Raw genomic sequence first — 25,004 nt, 5'->3', positions numbered from 1 at the left:
CCGGGCGCCTGTCGTCCGGATCAATGGAGAGAAAACGGAGGAGGTTCTCCGGGCGAAGGCGTCAGACCGTAAGTGCCCACGGAGCCGGACTATCACCAGGGGAATGAGAGACATGACCAACAGACGCGATTTTCTCAAGAATGCCGGTCTGGCGACGGCCGCCGCCGCCGGTGCCACCACGCTTGCCGCTCCCGCGGTGCACGGCCAGTCGCCGATCAAATGGCGCCTTCAGACCTATGCGGGCCCGGCTCTGGCCGAACACGTGATCAAGCCCTCTATCGATGCCTTCAACAAGGTCGCCAACGGCGAGATGGAGATCGAGCTTTATACCGCCGACCAGCTGGTGCCGACGAGCGAGCTTTTCCGCGCCATGCAGAACGGCACCATCGACGCCGTGCAGTCGGATGACGATTCCATCGCCGCTCCCGTCGATGTGTCGGTTTTTGGTGGCTACTTCCCGTTTGCCACCCGCTACTCGCTGGACGTGCCGGTGCTGTTCAACCAGTGGGGCCTGAAGGAAATCTGGGAAGAGGCTTACGCGGAAGTGGAGGGCGTGAAGTGGCTCTCCGCCGGGTCGTGGGATCCGTGCCACTTCAACACCAAGGATCCGATCCGTTCGCTTGAGGATCTCAAGGGCAAGCGCGTCTTTACCTTCCCCACCGCGGGCCGCTTCCTGTCGCGCTTCGGCGTCGTGCCCGTCACGTTGCCGTGGGAAGACGTGGAAGTCGCGGTGCAGACCGGCGAGCTTGACGGCATCGCATGGTCGGGCATCACCGAGGATTACACGGTGGGTTGGGCCGACGTGACGCCCTACTTCCTCACCAACAACATCTCCGGTGCGTGGATCGGTTCCTACTTTGCCAATTCCGAGCGCTGGGAAGCCCTGCCGGAGCATCTCAAGACGCTGTTCAACCTGTGCATGGACAGCTCTCACTACTACCGCCAGCACTGGTACTGGGGCGGCGAGGCGAAGCTGCGCGTGGAGGGCACCAAGATGCAGCTCACCACCATTCCCGATGCCGAATGGCAGACGGTGGAAAACGAGGCCCACAAGTTCTGGGACGAGATCGCACAGACCAGCGACCGCACGGCCCGGGTCGTGGAGATCTTCCGCACCTATTCGGCAGCGATGAAGAAGGCCGGTCCTCCGTATCGCTACAGCTGATCGGGTCTGGTCAAAAGCCCGGCTCAGTCACCTCTCCCGGGGGGAGAGGTCGGAGCGAAGCTCCGGGTGAGGGGGTGGAGTTCTCGGGGGTACGGAGAGATCGCATCCCCTCACCCCAACCCTCTCCCCACGGGAGAGGGGGCGGCTACGGAGAGGTTTGCGAGTGGGGGCGGATGAAGGTGCTTCTTCCTAACCCACCAAACCGGGCTGGAGAAAACGAAGACAAGTGCGGCCCACACCCATCACCTCTCCCGGTGGGAGAGGTCGGAGCGAAGCTCCGGGTGAGGGGATCAGGCCTCACGTGGGTACGGAGAGATCGCATCCCCTCACCCCAACCCTCTCCCCACGGGAGAGGGGGGGGATACGGAGAGGTTTGCGACTGGGGATGGATGAAGGTGCTTCTTCCTATCCCACCAAACCGGGCTGGAGAAAACGAAGACAAGCGCGGCACACACCCATCACCTCTCCCATGGGGAGAGGTCGGACCGCAGGTCCGGGTGAGGGGATCAGATCTCTCGTGGATACGGAGATATCTGGTCCTGCGCGCTGATCAACGACAGGACGGCGGGGGAACATCCCCTCCGCCGCTCCCATCACAGGAACACACGGGCCACTGTGCGCCGTAACAGAAGACGGTCTCCCATGACAGGCAATCTCTCTTTCGACGAACTCACGGCATTGGTAGACGCAGACGAGATCGATACCGTTCTGGTGTGTCTGGTCGACATGCAGGGCCGCCTGATCGGCAAGCGTTTCCACGCCCGCTTCTTCGTTGATGGTGGGTATGAGGAAACCCACGGCTGCGACTACCTGCTCGCCAATGACATCGACATGGAGCCGGTGCCGGGCTATGCGGCGACCAACTGGGCGACCGGCTACGGCGATTTCGTGATGAAGCCGGACATGAGCACTCTGCGGCGTGTGCCGTGGCTGGAAGGCACCGCGCTGGTTCTGTGCGATGTGCTCGATCACCACCATCACGAGCCGCTGCCTCATTCCCCGCGCGCGATCCTGAAATCGCAGATCGACCGGCTGGAAAAGCTCGGCTATCGCGCTTTCTTCGCCTCCGAGCTTGAGTTCTATCTCTTTGATGAGAGCTATGAGAGCGCGCGCGTGAAGCGTTATGGCGATCTGGACACCGCGGGACGCTATATCGAGGATTACCACATCTTCCAGACCTCCAAGGAAGAGGGCGTCATGCGCGCCATCCGCAACGGGCTTCAGGGCGCAGGCATTCCGGTTGAGAACTCCAAGGGCGAATGGGGCCCCGGTCAGGAGGAAATCAACGTCCGCTACACCGATGCGCTGGAAATGGCCGACCGGCACGTGATCATCAAGAACGGCATCAAGGAGATCGCGCATCTGGCGGGCAAGGCGGTCACCTTCATGGCGAAATGGGACTACGACCTTGCCGGAAGCTCTGCCCATGTTCATGCCTCGCTGTGGGACGAGGCGGGCCGCACGCCGCTCTTTCGCGATGAGAACGACCAGTATGGCATGTCGTCCCTGATGAAGAGCTTCATGGCGGGCCAGCTGAAATATGCTGCCGACATGACGGTGTTTCTGGCCCCCTACATCAATTCCTACAAGCGCTTCCAGTCAGGCACCTTTGCCCCGACCAAGCTTGTGTGGAGCCGAGACAACCGCACCGCGGGCTTCCGGCTCTGCGGGGAGGGCACCAAGGCCATCCGCACCGAATGTCGGATCGGCGGCGCGGACCTGAACCCCTATCTCGCCTTCGCAGCCCTTCTCGCCACCGGCCTTGCGGGCATCGAGGAAGGTCTGGACCTCGGCGCGCCTCACGTGGGCGATGCCTATGTGGGCGAGGATCTTCGCGAGATTCCAAAGACCTTGCGCGAGGCGACCGCCGCGCTCGATGGGTCGGCCCTCATGCGCAAGGCCTTCGGCGACGCCATGGTCGATCACTATGTCCACACCGCGAAGTGGGAGCAGATGGAATATGACCGCCGCGTCACCGATTGGGAGTTGAAGCGCGGCTTCGAGCGGTATTGAGTGGGGATCTGACGATGGGGGAGGCGGCAGGGAGTTCGTGCCGTCTGGCCCATCCTTCGAGACGGCCCTTCGGGCCTCCTCAGGATGACGCTGAGTGTGTTGCTGGCCTTTGAGGAACCAACTCCACCCGCCAACGTCATCCTGAGGAGACCGCGCAAGCGGTCGTCTCGAAGGATGGGCCGCTCGGGGAAGTCCGCCCCCTCCTTTCGAACTGCAAATGACGATTACCGGCGCAAAGCCGATCAACTCTGGAACCTGACATGTCGGAAACCGTGAAACTCGTCTCTCCCGTCGATGGCTCGATCTATATTGAGCGCCCCCTGGCCACGACCGGCGAGATCGCCGGCGCGATCGCCGCCGGAAAGGCGGCGCAGGCCGATTGGGCGCATGTCTCCATCGCTGAGCGCGGCAAGCTGTGCCTGGCAGCCCTTGAGGCGCTTCTGGCCATGGGCGAGGAAATCGTGCCCGAGCTTGCCTGGCAGATGGGCCGTCCGGTGCGTTACGGCGGCGAAATGGGCGGCGTGGAAGAGCGCGCGCGCTACATGGTCGAACTTGCCGAGACCGCGCTGAAGGACGTCGTGCCCGCGCCGAAAACCGGGTTCACCCGCTATGTGAAGCGCGTGCCTGTGGGCCTCGTCCTCGTCATTGCGCCCTGGAACTATCCCTTCCTGACGGCCATCAATACCATCATCCCGGCGCTGATGGCGGGCAATGCGGTGATCCTGAAACACGCCGCCCAGACCCTGCTGGTCGGTGAACGCTTCCAGAAGGCGTTCGACGCGGCGGGCCTGCCCAAGGGCCTCTTCCAGAACATCGTTCTCTCGCATGGCCAGACGGAGGCTTTGCTTGGCTCCGGCGATATCGACCACATCAACTTCACCGGCTCGGTCGCCGGTGGCCGCGCCATCGAGCGCGCGGCGGCAGGCACCTTCGCCACCATGGGGCTTGAGCTTGGCGGCAAGGACCCGGCCCTGGTCCGCGCCGATGCCGATCTCGACTACGCCATCGCCAATCTCGTGGACGGCGCTTTCTTCAATTCCGGCCAGTGCTGCTGCGGCATCGAGCGGATCTATGTCCATGAAAGCGTCTATGACCGCTTCGTCGACGGTTTCGTGGAGCTGACCAACCAGTATGTGCTGGGCAACCCGCTGGAGGAGGCGACGACGCTCGGGCCCATGGCGCAGGCGCGCTTTGCCGACTGGGTGCGCGAACAGACCGGCGAGGCCCTTCGCAAGGGCGCCAAGGCGATGATCGACACCTCGAAATATGATCTCGACAAGCCCGGCTCGCCCTATATCGCGCCGCAGGTGCTCACCCATGTCGATCACCAGATGTCGGTGATGCGCGAGGAGAGCTTCGGACCCGTCGTCGGCATCATGAAGGTGCATGGCGACGAGGATGCGCTGCCCTTGATGAATGACAGCCCCTATGGGCTGACGGCCTCCATCTGGACCTCGGATGCGGAGGCTGCTGCCGCCATCGGTGACCGGGTGGAAACCGGGACGGTCTTCATGAACCGCTGCGATTATGTCGATCCGGGGTTGGTGTGGACCGGCGTCAAGGACACCGGCAAGGGCGGGGCGCTGTCCTCCATCGGCTACGAGCATCTGACGCGGCCGAAATCCTACCACCTGAAAACGGTGCTCTGATCGCGGCGCGCCGCAAGCACGATCCGAAGCGCGGTCCGCCACGGCGGGCCGCGTCTTCCCTCCTGTCACAGCCTCCTCTTTGTGTCACAGCCATGGGTCCATCATGACGACATCGCCCACTGCAAACTGGTCCTACCCCACCTCCATCCGTTTCGGCGCAGGCCGCATCAGCGAGCTTGCCCGCGCGGCGAAATCTGCGGGCTTTTCGCGCCCGCTCTTTGTCACCGATCCCGGCCTTGCCGGTCTGCCGATCACAGCCGCCGCGATGGATGTGCTGAAGAGGGAAGGCATGGAGGCGCAGCTTTTCTCAGATGTGCAACCCAACCCCGTTTCCGCCAATGTCGCGGCGGGCGTAGAAGCCTACAAGGCGGGCGGGCATGACGGCGTGATCGCCTTTGGCGGTGGGTCTGCACTCGATGCGGGCAAGTGCATCGCCTTCATGACGGGCCAGACCCGCCCGATCTGGGATTTCGAGGATGTGGGCGACTGGTGGAAACGCGCCGATCCAGACGGCATCGCCCCCATCGTTGCCGTGCCGACGACAGCGGGCACCGGTTCCGAAGTGGGGCGCGCGGGTGTGATCTCCAACGAGGAGACCCACACCAAGAAGGTCATCTTCCACCCGCTCATGCTGCCCAAGGTTGTGATCTGCGATCCGGAGCTCACTGTTGGCATGCCGCCGGCCATTACAGCGGGCACCGGCATGGATGCGCTCGCCCACTGCCTTGAGGCCTATTGTGCGCCCTCCTATCACCCGATGTCGGAAGGCATCGCTTTGGAAGGCATGCGCCTGGTCAAGGAAGCCCTGCCGCGCGCCTATGCGGACGGAACCGATATCGAAGCCCGCGCGCACATGATGTCGGCGGCTGCCATGGGCGCCACCGCCTTCCAGAAGGGGCTGGGCGCCATCCATTCGCTCTCCCACCCCGTCGGCGCGATCTACAACACCCATCACGGCCTGACCAATGCGGTCTTCATGCCCTATGTGTTGATGCAGAACCGGGCGGCCATCGAGGCGAAGATGGGGCGTTTGTCGGCGTTCCTCGAATTGCCCAAGCCCGGCTTCGATGGTTTCCTTGACTGGGTCATGGAAATGCGCAGCAATCTCGCCATCCCCCACACGCTCGCCGAACTCGGCCTCAACAGCGACAAGGCGGATCTGATTGCGGAAATGGCTGTCGTCGATCCGACCGCGGGCGGCAACCCGGTGGAACTGACCGTCGAAGGCGCGCGCGCCATCTTCGATGCGGCGATGTCCGGGACGCTTTGATCCGTTAGCGGCGAGAAAAAATGGCAGGGGCGCGCGCATTGTGATGTGCGCTCCCGAGCCGGTCTTGCAAGTCCGGGAGCTGTGTGCCGGTCGAATTGCGTTGGCTCCGGCACCATCCTTGTCACATGCCCGTCAGACTTTTCCGGTAATGACTTCCCTGGATCAAGAAAATGCACGTATAGGTTGTATTTTCGTGGGTAACATACTGCGCCATTCCATCTGAATAGATTTCTGGATCAAATACTTGAGCTGCTTAATTTTTGAATCTTGCTCGAAATAGGCAAAAATAGTTACAACCATATATAGAAATATCGATTGGCCCGTGTTAGCTTCGTATTCGTCGGTAGGCAGTGGTTTCAATGTCTGTCCGGAGGGCAATCCCGGAAATAGCTCATAAAAATAGTGGGTTTAGGGGTTGTCTGGCAGAAATATATTTTAATGAATAAGTGCAAGTATAGTGTCGGGATCATGTATATTGTGAAAAATATATTATTATTTACAGTTCTTCCGTGAGTATGAATCGTTTTAAATCCCGGCATTTCGTCGCCGGTTCTCGCTCCCATTAGAGCCGGTTTACGGAAAACGTGGCCCTTTGCTTGGTATTCCCGAGAAGGCTTGGGGCTCAATTCCTCCATGTTCGTTCCCCCACTTTCGGGGCGGGCCGCATTTTTGAAAGCTGCGGTCCGTTCCGGCCTTTTCACCATCGCAGGGGCGAACGGCCTTCCCCAAATTGACCTGCCCGCCGGGGGCTGATATCGGCATGTCCCCATGCCCGACCAGCGTCCCTTCACATACGACCCGCCCGCGGGGCCTTTGACGATCCTGCACGAGGATGCCGACATCCTCGTAGCAGCGAAACCGTCCGGGCTGCTGTCCGTGCCGGGCAAGGCGGCGGATCACGCCGATTGCATGATCTCCCGGCTGAATGGGCTTTACCCCGAAGCCACATTGGTCCACCGGCTCGATTGCCCGACCTCCGGCGTCATGGTTTTTGCGCGAAATCGCGCCAGCCACCGTCATCTTGGTCTTCAGTTCGAACGCCGCAAACTCTCCAAGACCTATGTCGCCCGTGTCTGGGGCGAGGTGATGGAGGACGAGGGGGTGATCGACAAGCCCATGCGCTGCGACTGGCCGAACCGACCGCGTCAGATGATCGATTTCGAGCTGGGTCGCCCGGCGCTCACCCGCTGGAAGGTGGAGGCGCGCGAGGATGGCGTGACCCGTGTTCGCCTGTTCCCCGAAACGGGCCGCTCGCATCAGCTGCGCGTTCACATGGCCGATCTGGGGCACGCCATTCTGGGCGACGCCATTTATGCCGACGACGCGGCCTTCGCAGCAGCGCCACGCCTCCAGCTCCACGCCGAAACCCTGACCTTGCGCCACCCGCAAGGCGGGGCGGAAATGACCTTCCGGGACCCCTGTCCCTTCTGAGCGAACCGCTTGCCCGTCTGGGCCGAGCGTCAACTTCTTCCCGGTGACAACCATCGCGCGCTTGACGTTGCGGCGCGGCAATGCTCAACCCTTTTGACTACACGCTCAGGGAGAGGGCGTTAAAGGGGAGGGCGCTCATGGCGCGGGAGACGTACGACTATATTGTTGTGGGATCCGGCTCTGCCGGATCGGTGCTGGCCAACCGCCTGTCGGCGGATCCATCAAACCGGGTGCTCGTGCTGGAAGCGGGCGGCAAGGACAACTGGATCTGGTTCCACATTCCCGTTGGCTATCTATTCGCCATTGGCAATCCGCGGTCCGACTGGTGTTTCAAGACCCGCGCCGAGCCCGGCCTCAACGGGCGGTCCCTCATCTATCCGCGCGGCAAGGTCATTGGCGGGTCGTCGGCCATCAACGCCATGATCTATATTCGCGGTCAGGCGGGTGATTATGACCATTGGCGTCAGCTCGGCCTCAATGGCTGGGGCTGGGAGGATGTTCTTCCCATCTTCAAGGCTCACGAGGATCATTTCCTCGGATCGAGCGACATTCACGGCTCTGGCGGCGAATGGCGTGTGGAAGCCCCGCGCGTGCGCTGGGACATTCTCGACCGTTACCGCGATGCGGCGATCGAATGCGGTGTGCCGGACATTGCCGACTTTAACAGCGGCGACAATGAAGGGGCGTCCTATTTCCAGGTCAACCAGCGCCGCGGTGTGCGCTGGTCTGCGGCTCGCGGCTTCCTGAAGCCCGTCCTGAACCGCCCGAACCTCACCCTTGAAACGGGTTGCTCGGTCGACAAGCTGACGTTTGAGGGCAATCGCGTCACCGGTGTGGAGTGGATACAGGACGGAGTGCGCCGGTCTGCCACCGCGAAGCGTGAGGTGGTGCTTTCTTCCGGTTCCATCGGCTCGGTGCAGATCCTCCAGCGTTCCGGCATCGGTGATGGCGCGCATCTCTCCTCGCTTGGCATTCCGGTGGTGGCCGACAGGAAGGGCGTCGGCGCGAACCTTCAGGATCACCTCCAGCTTCGCATGATCTACAAGGTCTCCGGGGTGCGTACGCTCAACGAGACCTATCACAACCTCTTCCGACGGGCGTGGATGGGGGTCGAATATGCGGTGAACCGCTCCGGTCCGCTCACCATGGCGCCCTCGCAGCTCGGCATCTTCACCCGCTCCGGCGACGATGTGGACCGCGCCGACCTGCAATTCCACGTTCAGCCGCTCTCGCTCGACAAGTTCGGCGAACCGCTGCACAGGTTCCCCGCTTTCACCACCAGCGTGTGCAATCTGCGCCCCGAAAGCCGGGGCCATATCCGCATCACGACGCCGGAGCTGGATGCTGCCCCGGAAATCGCGCCCAACTACCTTTCTCACGAGCGCGACCGCGAGGTTGCTGCGCGCTCGCTTCGCATCGCGCGCAAAATCACCGCCGCTCCGGCGCTTTCTGCCTTCAATCCGCAGGAATATCTGCCCGGTCCATCGGTCGGGGAAGACGATGCCTCTCTGGCCAAGGCCGCAGGCGATATCGGCACGACCATCTTTCACCCTGTCGGCACCGCGAAGATGGGGCTCGCCTCCGATCCGGGCGCGGTCGTCGATGAACGGCTGCGCGTTTTCGGCGTGGAGGGCCTTCGTGTGGCGGATGCCTCCATCATGCCCACCATCACCTCCGGCAACACCAACTCGCCCACCATCATGATCGCCGACAAGGCGTCGAAAATGATCCTTGAAGACAATCGCGGCTGACACCGGCGTCACCGCTCTGAACGACTTTGAACAAAAGACAAGAAACGGGAATCCGCATGTCCAACGAGAAAAACACGGACACTGTTCACGTCGCCCACCGCACCGCCGCCACGGGCGAAATCGCGGTGCTCACCATCGACTTTCCGCCCGTCAACGCCGGCTCCACCGCCATGCGCACGGCCCTCATGGGGGCTCTGGAAGGCCTGGAGCCTGCGCGTCTTGCCGGTGTGATCCTGACCGGTGCGGGGGGCAATTTCGTCGGCGGGGCTGATATCCGGGAGTTCGACGCGCCCGCCGTTCCTCCGCATCTGCCGGACATCATCGCGAAGATCGAGGCATTGCCCGTTCCGGTGGTCGCCGCCATGGAAGGCGCAGCGCTTGGCGGCGGCTATGAACTGGCTTTGGGCTGCGATGCCCGCGTCGCCGGTCCGCGCGCTGTCGTGGGCCTGCCGGAAACCACCCTCGGCCTCATTCCCGGGTCCGGCGGCGGTGTGCGTGTCTCGCGTCTTGTGGGGGAGGTTCGCGCCATCGAACTGGTCACCTCCGGTCACCGGGTCAAATCGGCGGAGGCGCTGGAACTCGGCATGATCGACGCGATCGCCGAGGGTGACGTGGTGGAGGCCGCGATTGCCCATCTTGAGAAGATGGACGGTCAAAAGCGCATCCTGCGCGAACTGCCCGCCCTCCCGGGCGAGCGGCAGGCGGTGGAGGCCGCCAAGGCGGCTGCCCTCAAGAAGGGGCGCGGTTCGCTTGCTGTTGCCGAAGCCATCGAGGCGGTTCGTCAGGCGCAGACCCTGCCGGTAGGTGAGGCGCTGGCCGCCGAACGCGAAACGAGCCTGCGCATTCGCCGCGGCCCGCAATCGCGCGCCTTGCGTCACCTCTTCTTCGCAGAACGCGCGGCAACCAAAATGCCCGAAGGTGTTGAACCGGGCAGGGTGGAAACCGTCGGCATTGTTGGCGGCGGGCGCATGGGGCAGGGCATTGCGCTTGCCTTCGCGCAGGCGGGGCTCTCCGTGCGCATCGCCGAGCGCGACGCCACCTTCCTGGCCACCGCCATGAAGGCGCTGGAAACGGCTGCGCAGGATCTGGCCGCGCGCGGGCGCATTGCTTCCGCTGCGGCCCTCATGGAGCGCCTGCTTCCCGCAGAGCTTGAGGCCATGGCCGATTGCGATCTCGTGGTGGAGGCGATCATCGAGGACATGGAGGCCAAGAAGGCGCTCTTCGGCCAACTCGATCAGATCCTGCGCGACGATGCGATCCTCGCGACCAACACCTCCTATCTCGACATCGACGAGATCGCGGCGGCGACGAAGCTGCCGGGCCGCGTGGCGGGGCTGCATTTCTTCAACCCGGCCAATGTCATGCGGCTGGTGGAAGTGATTGACGCGGAGGCGACGACTGGCAAAGTGCTGGCCACACTGGTCGCGCTGGCCAAACGCATCCGCAAGCTGCCGGTGGTCGCCAAGGTCGGCGAGGGCTTTATCGGCAACCGGGTCTTTGCCGCCTATCGCCAGCAGGCGGAGTTCCTGATCGAGGAAGGCGCGCTTCCCTGGGAGATCGATGCGGCCATCGAAGACTTCGGTTTCGCGATGGGCTTCTTCAAGGTCTACGATCTGGCCGGTCTCGACATCGCCTGGGCCCGCCGCAAGCGCCTTGCGCCCACCCGCGATCCCAAGGCCCGCTATGTCGAGATCCCGGACGTGTTGTGCGAGATGGAGCGCTTCGGCCGCAAGACCGGAAGCGGCTGGTACGACTATGCCTCCGGCAAGCCGGTGCCCGACCCGAAGACGGAAGAGGTGATCGCGAAGGAGATGGCCCGCAAGGGCATCGAGCCGCGCACATTCACCGCGGATGAGATCATCTCCCGCATCATGGCGGCCATCGTCAACGAGGCAGCGCTGTTGTTGGGCGAGGGGATCGCCGCGCGCGCCTCCGATGTCGATATCGTGCTGGTCAATGGCTACGGCTTTCCGAAACTCAAGGGCGGCCCGCTGCATTGGGCGGCAGCCCAACCGCGCGAGGCGTTCCTTGAAAGCGTTGCCGCCATGGCGGATGCTTCAGGCCACGGCATCGAGCCTGCCGCCAATCTGGAGGCGGTGCTGAAAGAGGCGGAAGACCTGTAGCGATGCGCCCTTCTCTCCCGTCCGCTGCTAAGGGACGGGAGAGGGCGGCTTGTCTGGGAGGGGGAAGACACGATGTTGGGGAATGACCGGCGCGCGCGAAAGCCCGCGCGCATGTTCGCGAGTGCATGTCGGAAGGGGCGGACATGAGCCCGCGCCCGAAACCCTCCGCGCGCGCCGCCTATCGCGCCTTTCGAACCATCCAGACCCGCTGGATGGACAACGACATTTACGGCCACATGAACAACGTGGTCCATTATTCGCTTTTCGACACGGCGGTGAACGGCTGGCTGATCGAGCAGGGTGTGCTCGATATTCACGGCGGCGCGCGCGTCGGGCTGGTGGTGGAAACCGGCTGCCGTTATTTCGCGGAAATGGCCTTTCCCGACGTGATCACCGCGGGCATCCGGGTTGCGCATATGGGCACCTCCTCGGTGCGCTACGAGGTCGGGCTCTTTCGCAATGACGAGGATACAGCCAGCGCGGAAGGCTTTTTCATCCATGTCTATGTGGAGCGTTCAAGCCGAAAGCCGCTGCCGCTGGATCCCGGTTTGAGGGGCGCTCTGGAAGAGATTTTGGTGCTCACCTAAGGGCTGAGCGGCTGTGAGGTTTTGACGCAAGAGCGATGGAATGTCTCAGGCCCGGCGCAGGTCCATCGTGGGAGCACAGCCCGTTGATGACAACTTTTTGGTGAAAACGCGGTTGAACTACAAAGGGCTTTGGGCGTTTAACTGAAGTCGGTCGCGGGCTGGCCGGGGCGTATCCGGGCGGCACCGCGCATCATTCGCGTCGTGAGTTTTGCCGCAATGAACAGCCTGTCATTCTTCGAGATCTGCTCGGGAGTGTGCTCTTGAGCCGCCCGTGCGAAAGCGCGGGGGGGGTGCGAAGGCACACCCGCATGCGCGCCTGTGCGCTCGTGCTGGCGGCAACGGGGCTGTTGCTGCTTGGCGGATGCGGCCGGGAAGACAGCGCGGTGAGCAAGGAGCCCGCCCAGCGCGTCGAAACCGTCACCGTGGAAATGGAGCCCTACCGCAAGCTTTTCACCCTCACCGGCGAGATCGAAGCGCGCAACGAAGTGGCATTGTCTTTCGAGGTCGGCGGTCGCGTTCTGGACGTTCGTGTGGATGTGGGCGCGCATGTGGAAAAGGGACAGGTGCTCGCGCGCGTCGATCCGACCGAGCAGGAGGCCGACGTGGTCGCGGCCGAGGCGTCCGTGTCTGCCGCAGAAGCGCAACTGAATACCGCCAGGGCCGCCTTTGAGCGGCAGAAATCGCTTCTGGCGCGAGGGTTCACAACCCGCAGCGACTATGACGAGGCCGAACGCGTTCTGAAAACTGCGCAAGGCTCGCTCGATGCCGCGCAAGCGCAGGTCTCCTCCGCGCAGAGCGATCTCTCCGATACGACCCTTCGCGCCGAGGCGGCCGGTGTCATCACCAAGCGCAATGTCGATCCCGGTCAGGTCGTCGGTGCCGCGCAAAGCGTCTTCACACTGGCCCCGGACGGCGAGCGGGACGCCGTTTTCCTTGTTCAGGAACAGCTGCTGACACGCAAACCGCCACAAGACATCACGATCGAGCTCGTCTCCGACCCTCAGGTTTCGGTCGCTGGCTATCTGCGCGAAGTGTCGCCTCTCATCAGCGCGACCACCGGCACCGTGCTGATCAAGGTCGGGCTTGAGAACGCACCGCCCGCCATGCAGCTCGGCGCGGCCGTTTCCGGCACAATCACGGAAGAACTCGCCGCCTCGGTCGCCCGTCTGCCCTGGCAGGCGCTGGTGGCGTCCGAAGGCAAGCCGTCAGTCTGGGTGGTCGACGAGAAGGACATGACCGTCTCGCTGCGCGCGATCGAGATCGAGCGTTACGATTCCAGCACCATCCTCGTGCAGAGCGGCCTTGCCGTCGGCGAGCGCGTCGTCACCCGTGGCTCGCAGCTTCTGCGACCGGGCGAGACGGTGGCCGATGTGCCCCGTGACGCGGATCGAGACAACGATGCTGCGGAGGCAGGGCAATGAACGGAACGCGGGTGTCCTGGCTGAAACCGTTTTGCCTCCCATCCCTTGTGCCGCTGGTCCTGTGCGCCGGTCTGCTGGCGGCCTGCGGACAGGACGAGGAAACGACGGCGAACGATGCCGGCCCGCGTCCCGTCCTGACCGAAACCGCCCGACGCGCCGCTGAGCGCGTGGACGGGTTTTCCGGTGTCATCAAGGCCCGTTTCGAAACGCGGCTGGCTTTCCGCTCGCTCGGGCGCATCGTTGCGCTTCCGGTGGATGTGGGCGATCAGGTCAAGGCCGGGCAGACGCTCGCCCGCATCGATGCGCAGACCTATGAGGCCGCCGTGCGTCAGGCGGAGGCGCAGGCGTCCTCCGCCCGCGCGCGCGCCGAAAACGCTTCAGCAAGCCTCAGGCGCGCCCGCGCGCTGTTCAAGAAGAACACCATATCCTCCGCCAATCTCGATGTCGCCGAACAGGCAAACAGCGCCGCCTCCGCCGGGTTGACGGAGGCGCTGGCGACACTCGCCAAGGCGCGCAATGCGCTGGCCTATGCCACGCTCGCCGCGCCCTTTGCCGGTGTCGTCACCGAGCGTCCGGCGGAAAACGGTCAGGTGGTGGCCGCGGGCGAACCTGTGCTGACACTGGCGCGCAGCGATATCCGCGAGGCGGTTGTCGATATTCCCGGCGAACTTGTCGGCGGCTTGTCCATCGGCTCGCCCTTCACCGTCCGCCTGCAGATCGATCCCCGCATCGTGGCGCAAGGCGAGGTGCGCGAAATCGCACCGCAATCCGATGCCCTCACCCGGACCAACCGGGTGCGCATTCTGCTGAAATCCCCGCCCGACGCCTTCCGGCTGGGCGCGCTCATCACCGCCAATGCGCAAGGTGGCAAGGCGGATGCGCTGACCGTTCCCGCCGCCGCGATCTTCACCAAGGACGGGGCCTCCTTTGTCTGGGTGGTGGAAGCTGGCAAGGTGGCGCGTCGTGCGGTGACGACAGGAGCGGCTCTCGGCAAACGTCTTGTCATCCGCTCGGGGCTTGAACCGGGGGAGCTTGTCGTCATTGCCGGGGTGCGAAGCCTTGAGGACGGTCAGGCGGTAACGCTCGCCGAAGAGGTGCGCCCATGAAGTCGTTCAACCTTTCCGACTGGGCGTTGCATCACCGCTCGCTTGTCTGGTTCCTGATGATCATCGCGCTGGCGGCGGGCGTATTGTCCTATTTCAGCCTGGGACGCGAGGAAGATCCGCAATTCACGGTGAAGACCATGGTCGTCTCCGCCGCGATGCCGGGTGCCAACGTGCGCGAGATGGCGAGCCAGGTCACCGACCGCATCGAGAAGAAGCTCCAGGAACTCGACAGTCTCGACTACACCCGCTCCATCACCACGCCGGGAAAGAGCGTCGTTTTCGTCAACCTTCTGCCGACCACGCCAACGCGCGACGTGGAGGAGATCTGGCAGAAGGTCCGCAACATGATGGCGGACATACGCCCCACCTTTCCAAGCGAGTTTCGCGGCTTTGCCTTCAACGACGATTTCGGTGACGTCTTCGGTAATGTCTATGCCTTCACCTCCGATGGGCTGACCCATCGCCAGTTGCGCGACTACGTGGAGAACGTGCGCACCCGCATCATCGCGCTGCCCGATGCGGGCAAGGTCGAACTCGTGGGCGAGCAGGACGAGGTGATCTATCTGGAGTTTTCGCTGCGCAAGGTCGCGGCCCTCGGGCTGGATCGCCAGCAGATCCTCCAGACCCTCCAGAGCCAGAACGCCATCGCGCCCTCCGGTGTCATTCATGCGGGCAATGAGCGCATTGTGGTGCGCGTCGATGGTCAATACAGCTCCGAGGAGAGCCTTCGCGCCGTCAACCTGCGCGTCAATGACCGGTTCTTCCGCCTTTCCGACGTCGCCACGATCACGCGCGGCTATGAGGATCCGCCGGAAACGCTTTTCCGCTACAACGGCGAGCCGGCCATCGGTCTCGCCATCGGCATGCGCGCGGGCAGCAACATTCTCGATTTCGGCAAGGAGCTGAAGGCGGAAATGGCGCGGGTGGAAGCGCGCCTGCCGGTTGGCATCTCGATTCACTCGGTCGCCGATCAGTCGACCATCGTCACGCACGCCGTGGGCGGCTTCACACGGGCGCTGGCGGAGGCCGTCGGCATCGTGTTGCTGGTCAGCTTCGTCAGCCTCGGCTTCCGCGCCGGGCTGGTCGTCGCCATGTCCATTCCGCTGGTTCTCGCCATCACCTTTGTCGGCATGGACCTGATGGACATCAACCTGCAGCGGGTCTCACTGGGCGCTCTGATCATCGCGCTCGGCCTGCTGGTGGACGATGCAATGATCGCCATCGAGACGATGGTGTCCCGGCTTGAGGCGGGCGACAGCCGCGAAAAAGCAGCGAGCTTCGCCTGGACCTCCATCGCCTTTCCGATGCTGAGCGGAACGCTGGTGACCGTCGCAGGCTTTCTGCCCATCGGCTTCAACACCTCAATGGCGGGCGAATACACGTTTTCGCTGTTTCAGGTTCTGGCGCTCTCGCTGACCTTGTCCTGGATCGTGGCGGTCCTTTTCGCGCCGCTTCTGGGCGTGGTCTTCCTGCCGCGCCAGATGAAGAAACACGAAGAGACCCCCGGCCGTGTGCGCGCGGCCTTCTCAACCCTTCTGTCCACCGCAATGCGCTGGCGCTTCACCACCATCGCCGTCACCGTGGCGCTTTTCGCGATCTCGGTCTTCGGAATGAGTTTCGTACAGCAGCAGTTCTTCCCCTCCTCCGACAGGCCGGAACTGGTGGTCGATTTCACGCTTCGCCGCAACAGCTCGATCGAGGCCACGCAAAAGGCCATGGACTCGCTGGAGGCGACGCTTGTCGGCGATGAGGATGTGGACCACTGGTCGTCCTATGTGGGCCGATCCGCTGTGCGCTTCATCCTGGCCTACGACATCCAGCCCTCCAATCCGTTCTTCGGCCAGATCGTCATTGTGACCAAGAACCTCGAAGCCCGCGAACGCCTGCGCGCGCGGCTCGATGCCTTTGCGCAGGACAAGCTCTTCGATGCCGATGTCTATGTGAAGACGCTGGAACTGGGCCCGCCCGTCGGGCGTCCTGTCCAGTACCGTATCGGTGGTCCGGATATCGAGACCGTGCGCAGCAAGGCCCGTGAGCTGGCCGCCCTGATGGGCCGCGACGAGCGATTGAGCAAGATCGTCATGGACTGGAACGAACCGGCCCGTGTGCTTCAGGTCCGCATCCTTCAGGACAAGGCCCGCCAGCTCGGCGTCAGTTCGCAGGTTATCGCCACGACGCTGAAACAGATCCTCGATGGCGTCACCGTCACCCAGGTGCGCGACGACATCTACCTCATCGACGTGATCGCGCGCGGTCGCCAGTCGGATCGCGACACCATCTCCGCCATCGAAACCCTGCAATTGACCGGTTCCTCCGGTGTTCCCGTGCCGTTGGCGAGCCTGGTGAGCTATGGTTATGGCTACGAGGACCCGATCCTCTACACCCGCTCCAGAACGCCCACGGTCACCATCAGCGCCGCCATCGTGGGCCATCTCCAGCCGGCCACGATGGTCAAGTCGTTGCAGCCGAAGATCGATGCCTTCGCCGCCGCCCTGCCGGAGGGCTATTCGGTGGAGATCGGCGGTGCGGTGGAATCCAGCGCAGAAAGCCAGGGGCCCATTCTGAAAGTCGTGCCGGTCATGATTCTCGTCATGCTGGCGCTGATCATGTTCCAGATGCACAGTTTCGGTTCGCTGTTCATCGTGCTCAGCGCCGCTCCGCTGGGGCTGGTGGGCGTTGTGGCGGCCTTGGTGCCAAGCGGTGCGCCGCTGGGGTTCGTGGCCATTCTGGGTGTGCTTGCCCTGATCGGCATCCTGATCCGAAATTCCATCATTCTCGTCCATCAGATCGATATCCTGAAGGGGGAGGGGCTCGATCCGTGGATGGCGGTCTTCCGGGCGAGCCAGATGCGCGCACGCCCGATCCTGCTGACCGCCGCGGCGGCGAGCCTTGCCCTGATCCCGATCTCGCGGGAGGTGTTCTGGGGGCCGATGGCCTATGCCATGATGGGGGGCATCATCGCCGGAACGCTGATCACGCTGCTTTTCGTGCCCGCGCTCTACGTGGCCTGCTACCGGCTGCATGAGCCGGATGGGGAGCTGGAAGACGTGTCTCGGGCTTAGTCGCCGCTGCCGCTGCTGCCGCTGCTGCCGCTGCGATATGTGTGCGCAAAAAGACGCGGTGTGACCCAAAAAACGCCGAAATCACGTTGCGTTAGGTGGTTTCTCGGCTTGGTCAACCACCATTTTGCCCGAATCTCAGAGAACAGAACTCATTCCCTGATCTCAGGCAATTGGCCTTTTCCGATGGGAGGCGGAAATGCTTCGTTGCGGATCCGTACGCGTGCGTGCGCCGGGCTCGGGGCAGTTCGGATAGGCAACCGTTGGAAAGAACATGGTCCAGGCAACGCGCATTCTCGTGGTCGACGACGATCAGGAAATCAGCTCCCTGCTTGGGCGCTATCTGACGGAGCAGGGGTTCCGCATCACCTTGGCGGAGAATTGTCGGGAATGCGAAAGAGCGATTGCCGACACCAAACCGGATCTCATTGTTCTCGACGTGATGCTTCCGGACGGATCCGGCCTTGATATCTGCCGCGCCATGCGCAGCCACAGCCCCTCCGTTCCGGTCATCCTGCTCACCGCGCTGAAAGAGGATGTGGACCGCATCATTGGTCTGGAAATCGGCGCCGACGACTATCTTGCCAAGCCGTTCAATCCGCGTGAGCTGACCGCCCGCATCAAGGCGGTCTTGCGCCGGACAAATGCCGACGCCCGCGCCAAGGGCGAGGTTCGCGCCTACCGGGTCTCGGATCTGGTGGTCGAGCCGAGCCTGCGCAAGGTGACGCGCATTTCCGGTGAGGAGGTCGACCTGACAGGGGCGGAATTCGAGTTGCTGCGGGTGTTTCTGGATCGCCCTGGACGGCTGCTCTCTCGCGAACAGTTGCTCGATATCACGCAAGGGCGCGATTGCGAACCGGGGGATCGGTCCATCGATGTGTTGATGAGCCGCCTGCGGCGCAAGCTCTCCAATGGAAACAGGGATTCCATGTTTCGCACCGTGCGCAACGGCGGGTACCAGCTCGTCGTGCAGGTCGTGTGCGAGATGGTTGAATGACCTGCGCGTCCGAGGCCCATGCGACCTTGCCCAAAACCCGCGCCGTGAAAACCCTCGGCTTTCGCATCGCCGTCCTCCTGGTGCTCGCCATCATGGTGGTGGTCGCATTGGCGACGCTGGCCGCGCGGACCGCTTTCCACAAACCGCTGGAGCCGGAGGCCGTCAGACCTGTCGCCCGGCAGATCCATATTCTTGCCACGCTGGCCGACAACGACCCGCAGGCCGCGCTGGAAGCGGGGTTGGATGTCAGAACCGAACCGGCCAGGGGCGAGGTCGATCTCAGGGCGAGCCGGTTCCTTCAAAAGCTCCTCGCCGATACCGGCCGCGCCATGCACGCGACCGTGATCCGCAATCCCGACAGCCCCATTCTGGTCGCGTCTGTGCGCGTGAACCAAAACCACTGGCTGATCTACAGCGCGCTCGATTTCTCGCCCACCAATACCTGGCCCGTCTTTGTCGCCTGGCTTTTTCTGATCGTGGCGGGAAGCGGTGTGATCTCGGTGCTCGCCGCCATCAAGATCACGCGTCCCTTGCGGGTGATCGAGGAAGCGGTGGAATCGGTCGGCCCAAATGGCGAATTCCCGCCTGTTCGCGAAGATGTCGGCGGCAGCGAAGTACGGGCAACGGCACGCGCGTTGAACCGTCTGTCCGCGCGCCTGAAAGCGTCCATGGAAAGCCGCATGCGTCTTGTGGCGGCCGCCGGACACGACCTGCGCACGCCGATGACCCGCATGCGCCTGCGGGCTGAATTCCTGCCCGAGGAGGACCGGGAACGCTGGCTTTCCGATCTTGAGGAACTGGATCAGATCGCCGACAGCGCCATAAGCCTGGTGCGCGAGGAAATCGCGTCGGGTGACGAGGAAAACGTGGCGCTCGCACCGTTTCTTGCGAGCCTTGTGGCCGATGTCGCGGCGGCTGATCTGCCGGTCAAGCTGGGTCCCGTGGCCGATGTCGATGTGCATGTCGGCCCGCTCGCTCTCAGGCGCGCATTGACGAATCTGATCGTCAATTCGGCAACGCATGGGGGCGGTGCGTCGGTCTCACTTGAAAGTGTTGAAGGCCAAGCTGTGATCCGTATTCTGGACGAGGGCCCCGGAATCCCTGAAGAATTGATCCATCAGATCTTCGAGCCCTTTTTCCGTGTCGATCTCGCGCGCCGCAAAACAATTCCCGGCACCGGTCTCGGCATGCTAATAGCACGCGAGATAATTGAGCGTTTCAATGGAACGATCATGATTGCGAACCGCGTCCCGCGCGGCTTGCAACAGACGATAACTTTCCCTGTCGCCGGAGCGGCCCCGCGGCCTGCATCTGGCTCAAGACTTTGAGTGCACCCGATGACCAGATTGACCAATTCCCATGTTGTGGGCCAGTCCTCCTCGTGCCGGTTTCCGGTCAAGTTGGCGGCAAATAGGGGCGTTCGTGGCGCGGGCATTGCCCTGGCGCTGAGCGTGTTGGCCGGTTGCGCGGTCGGTCCGGATTATCGGGCTCCCGACATGCTGTTGCCGACGAAGTGGGCCCATGCGGGCAAGGAGCATTCGCGCGATCTTCCCAAGCTCGAAGCGTGGTGGACGGCGCTTGGCGATCCCATCCTGAACGATCTCGTGGACGAGGCCGTCGCCAGCAATCTCGACGTGGCCGCCGCCAAGGCGCGCATTCGCGAGGCGCGCGCGAGCTATCGTCAGTCCACCGGCGCCCTGTTCCCGAGCCTCAACGGGTCGGCTTCCGGCAAGCGCTCCAAGAGTTCGGCGGGCAGTGCGGATGCGGGGCCGGGTGTGGTCGGCAACCAGTTTGCCTCCGGTTTCGACGCAAGCTGGGAACTTGATATCTTCGGTGCCAACCGCCGGGCGCGCGAGGCGGCACGCTATTCCGCCGATGCGGCAGAGGACGATCTGGAGGATACGCTCGTCACGCTTATCGGCGACGTGGCCACCAACTACATCGAGGCGCGCGGCTATCAGGCGCGCATCGCGCTGGCCAGCCGCACCGCAGCCTCGCAAAACGAAACGGCGGACCTGACCCGCAAGCAGTTCGAGGCGGGCGGCACATCGGGGGTGGATGTTGCCAACGCGACAGGCCAGGCCTCCTCCACCGAAGCCTCGATCCCGACGTTGCGCATCTCCTATGCCGCCGCCGTGCATCGTCTGAGCGTTCTTCTGGGGCGTGAACCCGATGCGGTTGCTTCGCGCATGAAGAAGCCGCGCCGCATTCCCCACCCCAAAGCGCCGCTGCCCGCTGGCATCCCCGCCGACGTCCTCATCGCCCGCCCGGATGTGCGTCTGGCGGAACGTCGTCTTGCCCAGTACACCGCCCGCGTGGGCGCCGCTGAAGCCGCGCGCTACCCGGCCATCAGCCTGACGGGCGCCATCGGCACATCGGCGCGTGAAATCGGCGATCTGGGCCGCAACTCCACCATCAGCTGGTCCTTCGGTCCGAGCCTCAGCGTTCCGATCTTCAATGCCGGCAAGCTGAAGGCTGCCGTCGAAGTCGCCGAGGCGCAGCGGGATCAGTATTTCGTTGCCTATCATGCGGCGGTCCTGACCGCGCTGGAAGACGTGGAAAACGCGCTTGTCTCCATGCGCCAGCAGCGCATCCGCGTGGGCAAGCTGTCGAAGTCGGTCGCCAATTATCGCCGCGCGGTGAAGCTCTCGCGTTCGCTCTACCAGACGGGCTCTTCCAGTTTCCTCGACGTTTTGACCGCGGAACGTTCGCTCTATTCGGCTGAGGATGCCATGATCGCCAGCCAGGTGCAGATCGCCACCGCCTATGTGTCGCTCAACAAGGCGCTTGGCGGCGGCTGGAACGGCACTCTCGATGCGAGCAAGAAGATCGTTGAGGACACCAATACCGGCCCGCATCTGGCCAAGGCCAAATAGGGGCGGCCATCCGCTTGATCCATCAAACACCCGGGCAGTCCCAGCCCGGGTGTTTTTTTATGCGCGCTTGCGGCGGTTCATCCTGCGTTCAACTCCCCATATGCAATATATGCGAAGGGTCGGGACGGGCTCTGATGGTTCCCATCGCGGGGCGTTGTCCTAGTTCCCGTTCGGTTCGGGCCGATCTGCGCGCTTTCCTCCCCGGAAACGGTGCGCAGTCAGCCAAAATCTCCGGGGCGATTCTGCCCCCTTCGTTCAGTTCTTATCGGTTTCAGGCAGTCCAGATGACAAAACGGAAAAATGGCAAGACCGGGCGGCGTCTCCTCGTTGCGCTCTGTCTGCTGTTGATCGCCGGTGGCGCGGGATACTATTTCAGCGACAGGCTCTTTCCCGAAGAAACGCCCGAGATCATGACCGCCGCGGTCACCCGTGGCGACATCGAAACCAGCGTGCTTGCGACCGGGCTCCTGAAGCCGGTCAAGCTGGTCGCCGTCGGTGCCCAGGTCTCCGGCCGGATCACGTCGCTGAAGGTGGATCTGGGGCAGAAAGTGAAGACCGGAGATCTCGTGGCCGAGATCGACAGCATCACCCAGCAATACAAATTGCGCACTGCCGAAGCGACGCTTGCCAATGTCAGTGCCCAGCGGGTGGAAAAGGAGGCGACCCTTGCGCTCGCCCGCAAGACACTCGCCCGCCAGCGCACCATGGCGGCGCAACGCGCCGTCTCGCAGGCGGATCTGGAAAGCGCGGAGGCCGACATGAAGACGGCCGAAGCCCAGATCGCGGCGCTCGACGCGCAGCTTGTGGAGGCGCAGGTTGCGGTGGAGAATGCCCAGGCTGACCTGAATTATACAAAGATCACCGCGCCCATGGACGGCACGGTCTTGTGGATTTCGTCGCAGGAAGGCCAGACTGTCAACGCCTCCCAGGCCGCTCCCACCATCATCATTCTCGGTCAGCTCGACACGATGACCGTGCGCGCGGAAATCTCCGAAGCCGACATCGTGAACGTGAAGGCGGGCCAGCCGGTCTATTTCACCATCCTGGGCGATCCCGGCCGCCGCTATGACGCGACGCTGGAATCCATCGAGCCCGCACCGGAATCGATTACCGGCGACAGCCAGATCACCTCGTCCAGTTCGTCCGCGGCAAGCTCCACCTCCAATGCGATCTATTACAACGGCATCTTCAACGTGCCGAACCCCGATGGTCGCCTGCGCACCTACATGACCGCCGAGGTGCACATCATTCTCGGTGAAGCGCGCGATGCGCTCACCATTCCCTTCTCCGCCCTGCGCAACCGCAACAAGGACGGCAGCTACACCGTGCAGGTCGTGGACGACCAGGGCGGGATCACGCCGCGCCGGATCGAAGTCGGGATCAATGACAAGGTGCGCGCAGAGGTGACCGCCGGGCTGAAAGAGGGCGAGAAGATCGTCGCCGGTCAGCTTGTCCCCGGCGCCAAGGGCGCATTCAGCATGGGCGGTCGTCGCGGCCGGTCGATGGGGCTTTGATCATGGCAGAACCGCTGATCCAGCTCGACAAGCTGCGCCGCGAATTTCCGGCAGGCGAGGGCGTGTTGACGGTCCTGAAGGATGTCGATCTGACCATCGAGGCGGGCGAGTTCGTTGCCATCATCGGTGCGTCCGGGTCAGGCAAGTCGACACTGATGAACATCCTCGGCTGCCTCGACCGGCCATCGGGCGGCAGCTATCGCATTTCCGGGCGCGAAACCGCCGCGCTGGAACCGGATGAACTGGCGGCGCTCAGGCGCGAGCATTTCGGCTTCATCTTTCAGCGCTATCACCTGTTGGGCGAACTGAGCGCTCTTTCCAATGTCGAGATCCCGGCGATCTATGCCGGGCAGGCGGCGGCCGAGCGGGAGGAACGCGCCATGGCGCTTCTCGATCGGCTCGGCATGTCGGAACGTCTGGATCATCGCCCCGGTCAGCTTTCCGGTGGTCAGCAGCAGCGTGTCTCCATCGCGCGCGCCATGATGAACGGTGCCGACGTCATCCTTGCCGATGAACCCACAGGTGCGCTGGATACACATTCCTCCGACGAAGTGCTGCGCATCCTGTCGGAGCTGCATGCCAGCGGCAAGACGGTCATCATCGTCACCCATGATCCGGCGGTCGCCGCTCTGGCCGAACGCACCATCGAGATCAGCGACGGCGTGATCGTCTCCGACCGCCGCCGTGAAGGCAACGGGGTCGGGCAGACTGCGAAAACAGGCAGCCCGTCGCAAGAGCGTCAGGGCCTTCGCATTGTCCCGTCCTGGCAGCGTAGTCTCGACAGGTTTTTCGAAGCCTTCAAGATGGCGCTGCGCTCCATGAGCGCGCACAAGGTGCGCACATTTCTCACCACGCTTGGCGTCATCATCGGCATCGCCTCGGTGGTGAGCGTCGTGGCGCTGGGCAACGGCTCGCGCCAACAGGTGCTTGAGAACATCTCCAGCCTCGGCACCAACACGCTGGAAATCTTCGCCGGTCGAAGTTTCGGCGACGTCCGCTCCGGCAAGTTCACGTCGCTTGTGGTCTCCGATGCGACCGCGCTTTCCCGCCAGTCTTATGTGGCCGCGGTCACCCCCACGGTGTCCACGTCGGACACCGTGCGCTTCATGTCGACCACGGCCAACGCCCAGATCAATGGTGTTGGCGCGCAGTATTTCGACGCCAGGGCCACGAAGCTCTCTGAAGGCCGCTTCTTCGATGCGGACAGCGTCCTTTCCATGTCGCAGGAAGTCGTGATCGACGAGAACACGCGCAAGGCGTTGTTTGACGATTTCGACGGCAGTCCGGTCGGGCAGGTGCTCCTTGTCGGGGATATCTTCTGCCGTGTTGTCGGTGTCGTAAAGCAGCAGCAGGGTGGGTTCGGGCCTTCCAACAGGCTTTCGCTCTATCTGCCCTACACCACCGTCCAATCGCGCCTTCTTGGCAATCAGACCCTGCGCTCCATTACCGTGCGTGTGGCGGCGGATACCGAGATGGATCTGGCGGAACAGCTCGTCACGGCATTCCTGACCCTTCGCCACGGCAGCAAGGACTTCTTCATCGTCAACACCGACGACATCCGCGAGACCATAACCAGCACGACGGAGACCCTGACCGTATTGATTGCGGCGATTGCGGTCATCTCGCTGGTCGTCGGCGGCATCGGGGTGATGAACATCATGCTGGTCTCGGTGTCGGAGCGCGTCAGCGAGATCGGCGTGCGCATGGCGGTGGGGGCAAGGCGCTCCGACATCCTCCAGCAGTTTCTGATCGAGGCGGTGCTGGTGTGCCTGATCGGCGGCGTTCTGGGTATTGCCACCTCGCTGGGCTTCGGGGTGCTCTTCTCTCAGCTTGAAACGAGCTTTCAGCTTATCTATTCCGGCACCTCGATCGCGGCCGCGTTTCTCTCCTCAAGCTTGATCGGCATCGTGTTCGGCTATCTGCCGGCTCGCAATGCCTCAAGGCTCGATCCGGTCGTCGCGCTCATGCGCGACTAGACAGCAAGACCATCCGGGCCGGGCTTCGTCCGTCCCGGGTCGCCTCCCGCCATATTCGGGCGCGGG

At 63.3% G+C, this 25,004-nt stretch carries 16 protein-coding genes; all 16 read left to right on the top strand.

Going from position 1 to position 25,004, the window contains the following annotated elements:
• Positions 1-112 precede the first annotated feature (112 nt).
• The 16 genes from ABGM93_RS09145 to ABGM93_RS09070 all read left to right on the top strand — a co-directional run bounded on the left by ABGM93_RS09145 (position 113) and on the right by ABGM93_RS09070 (position 24,938).
• Entirely contained in the window at positions 113-1,165 is a 1,053-nt protein-coding gene (locus ABGM93_RS09145; protein ID WP_321505529.1) for a TRAP transporter substrate-binding protein, read from the top strand.
• A gap of 642 nt (positions 1,166-1,807) precedes the next feature.
• Positions 1,808-3,178 (top strand): glutamine synthetase family protein, encoded by a 1,371-nt coding sequence (locus ABGM93_RS09140; protein WP_321505527.1) that lies wholly within the window; start codon positions 1,808-1,810, stop codon positions 3,176-3,178.
• A gap of 260 nt (positions 3,179-3,438) precedes the next feature.
• Positions 3,439-4,827: an aldehyde dehydrogenase family protein gene (locus ABGM93_RS09135; RefSeq protein ID WP_321505525.1), complete on the top strand. Its 1,389-nt coding sequence runs from the start codon at positions 3,439-3,441 to the stop codon at positions 4,825-4,827.
• A gap of 103 nt (positions 4,828-4,930) precedes the next feature.
• Positions 4,931-6,097 carry an iron-containing alcohol dehydrogenase gene (locus tag ABGM93_RS09130; protein ID WP_321505523.1) on the top strand — a complete coding sequence of 389 codons (1,167 nt, stop codon included), beginning with the start codon at positions 4,931-4,933 and terminating at the stop codon, positions 6,095-6,097.
• Positions 6,098-6,865: 768 nt separating this feature from the next.
• Positions 6,866-7,528 (top strand): pseudouridine synthase, encoded by a 663-nt coding sequence (locus tag ABGM93_RS09125; RefSeq protein WP_321505521.1) that lies wholly within the window; start codon positions 6,866-6,868, stop codon positions 7,526-7,528.
• Between the two features lie 137 nt (positions 7,529-7,665).
• Complete coding sequence (locus tag ABGM93_RS09120) at positions 7,666-9,279, top strand: GMC family oxidoreductase N-terminal domain-containing protein (protein WP_321505519.1); 1,614 nt, start codon at positions 7,666-7,668, stop codon at positions 9,277-9,279.
• A 56-nt stretch (positions 9,280-9,335) separates the two neighbouring features.
• Positions 9,336-11,402 (top strand): 3-hydroxyacyl-CoA dehydrogenase NAD-binding domain-containing protein, encoded by a 2,067-nt coding sequence (locus ABGM93_RS09115; protein WP_321505517.1) that lies wholly within the window; start codon positions 9,336-9,338, stop codon positions 11,400-11,402.
• Positions 11,403-11,545: 143 nt separating this feature from the next.
• Complete coding sequence (locus tag ABGM93_RS09110; RefSeq protein ID WP_321505515.1) at positions 11,546-11,989, top strand: thioesterase family protein; 444 nt, start codon at positions 11,546-11,548, stop codon at positions 11,987-11,989.
• Between the two features lie 308 nt (positions 11,990-12,297).
• On the top strand, positions 12,298-13,410 hold the full coding sequence (locus ABGM93_RS09105; protein ID WP_321505513.1) for an efflux RND transporter periplasmic adaptor subunit: 1,113 nt from the start codon (positions 12,298-12,300) through the stop codon (positions 13,408-13,410).
• Entirely contained in the window at positions 13,407-14,516 is a 1,110-nt protein-coding gene (locus ABGM93_RS09100) for an efflux RND transporter periplasmic adaptor subunit (protein ID WP_321505511.1), read from the top strand. Before ABGM93_RS09105 ends, ABGM93_RS09100 begins: the two co-directional genes overlap by 4 nt.
• Entirely contained in the window at positions 14,513-17,578 is a 3,066-nt protein-coding gene (locus ABGM93_RS09095; RefSeq protein ID WP_321505509.1) for an efflux RND transporter permease subunit, read from the top strand. Before ABGM93_RS09100 ends, ABGM93_RS09095 begins: the two co-directional genes overlap by 4 nt.
• Positions 17,579-17,849: 271 nt before the next feature.
• Positions 17,850-18,572 carry a response regulator transcription factor gene (locus tag ABGM93_RS09090; protein ID WP_319772159.1) on the top strand — a complete coding sequence of 241 codons (723 nt, stop codon included), beginning with the start codon at positions 17,850-17,852 and terminating at the stop codon, positions 18,570-18,572.
• Positions 18,569-19,900 (top strand): ATP-binding protein, encoded by a 1,332-nt coding sequence (locus ABGM93_RS09085; RefSeq protein WP_321505507.1) that lies wholly within the window; start codon positions 18,569-18,571, stop codon positions 19,898-19,900. Before ABGM93_RS09090 ends, ABGM93_RS09085 begins: the two co-directional genes overlap by 4 nt.
• Positions 19,901-19,909: 9 nt before the next feature.
• Complete coding sequence (locus ABGM93_RS09080; protein WP_321505505.1) at positions 19,910-21,448, top strand: efflux transporter outer membrane subunit; 1,539 nt, start codon at positions 19,910-19,912, stop codon at positions 21,446-21,448.
• 284 nt (positions 21,449-21,732) lie between these two features.
• Entirely contained in the window at positions 21,733-22,962 is a 1,230-nt protein-coding gene (locus ABGM93_RS09075) for an efflux RND transporter periplasmic adaptor subunit (protein ID WP_321505503.1), read from the top strand.
• 2 nt (positions 22,963-22,964) lie between these two features.
• Positions 22,965-24,938, top strand: a complete 1,974-nt coding sequence (locus ABGM93_RS09070) for a MacB family efflux pump subunit (RefSeq protein ID WP_321505499.1) — start codon at positions 22,965-22,967, stop codon at positions 24,936-24,938.
• The last annotated feature ends 66 nt before the right edge of the window (positions 24,939-25,004 follow it).

Origin of the sequence: Breoghania sp. (assembly GCF_963674635.1) — a bacterium.
Taxonomy (GTDB): domain Bacteria; phylum Pseudomonadota; class Alphaproteobacteria; order Rhizobiales; family Stappiaceae; genus Breoghania.
Note: the sequence above shows the minus strand (reverse complement) of the source record. Positions and strands in the feature narration are given on the sequence as shown.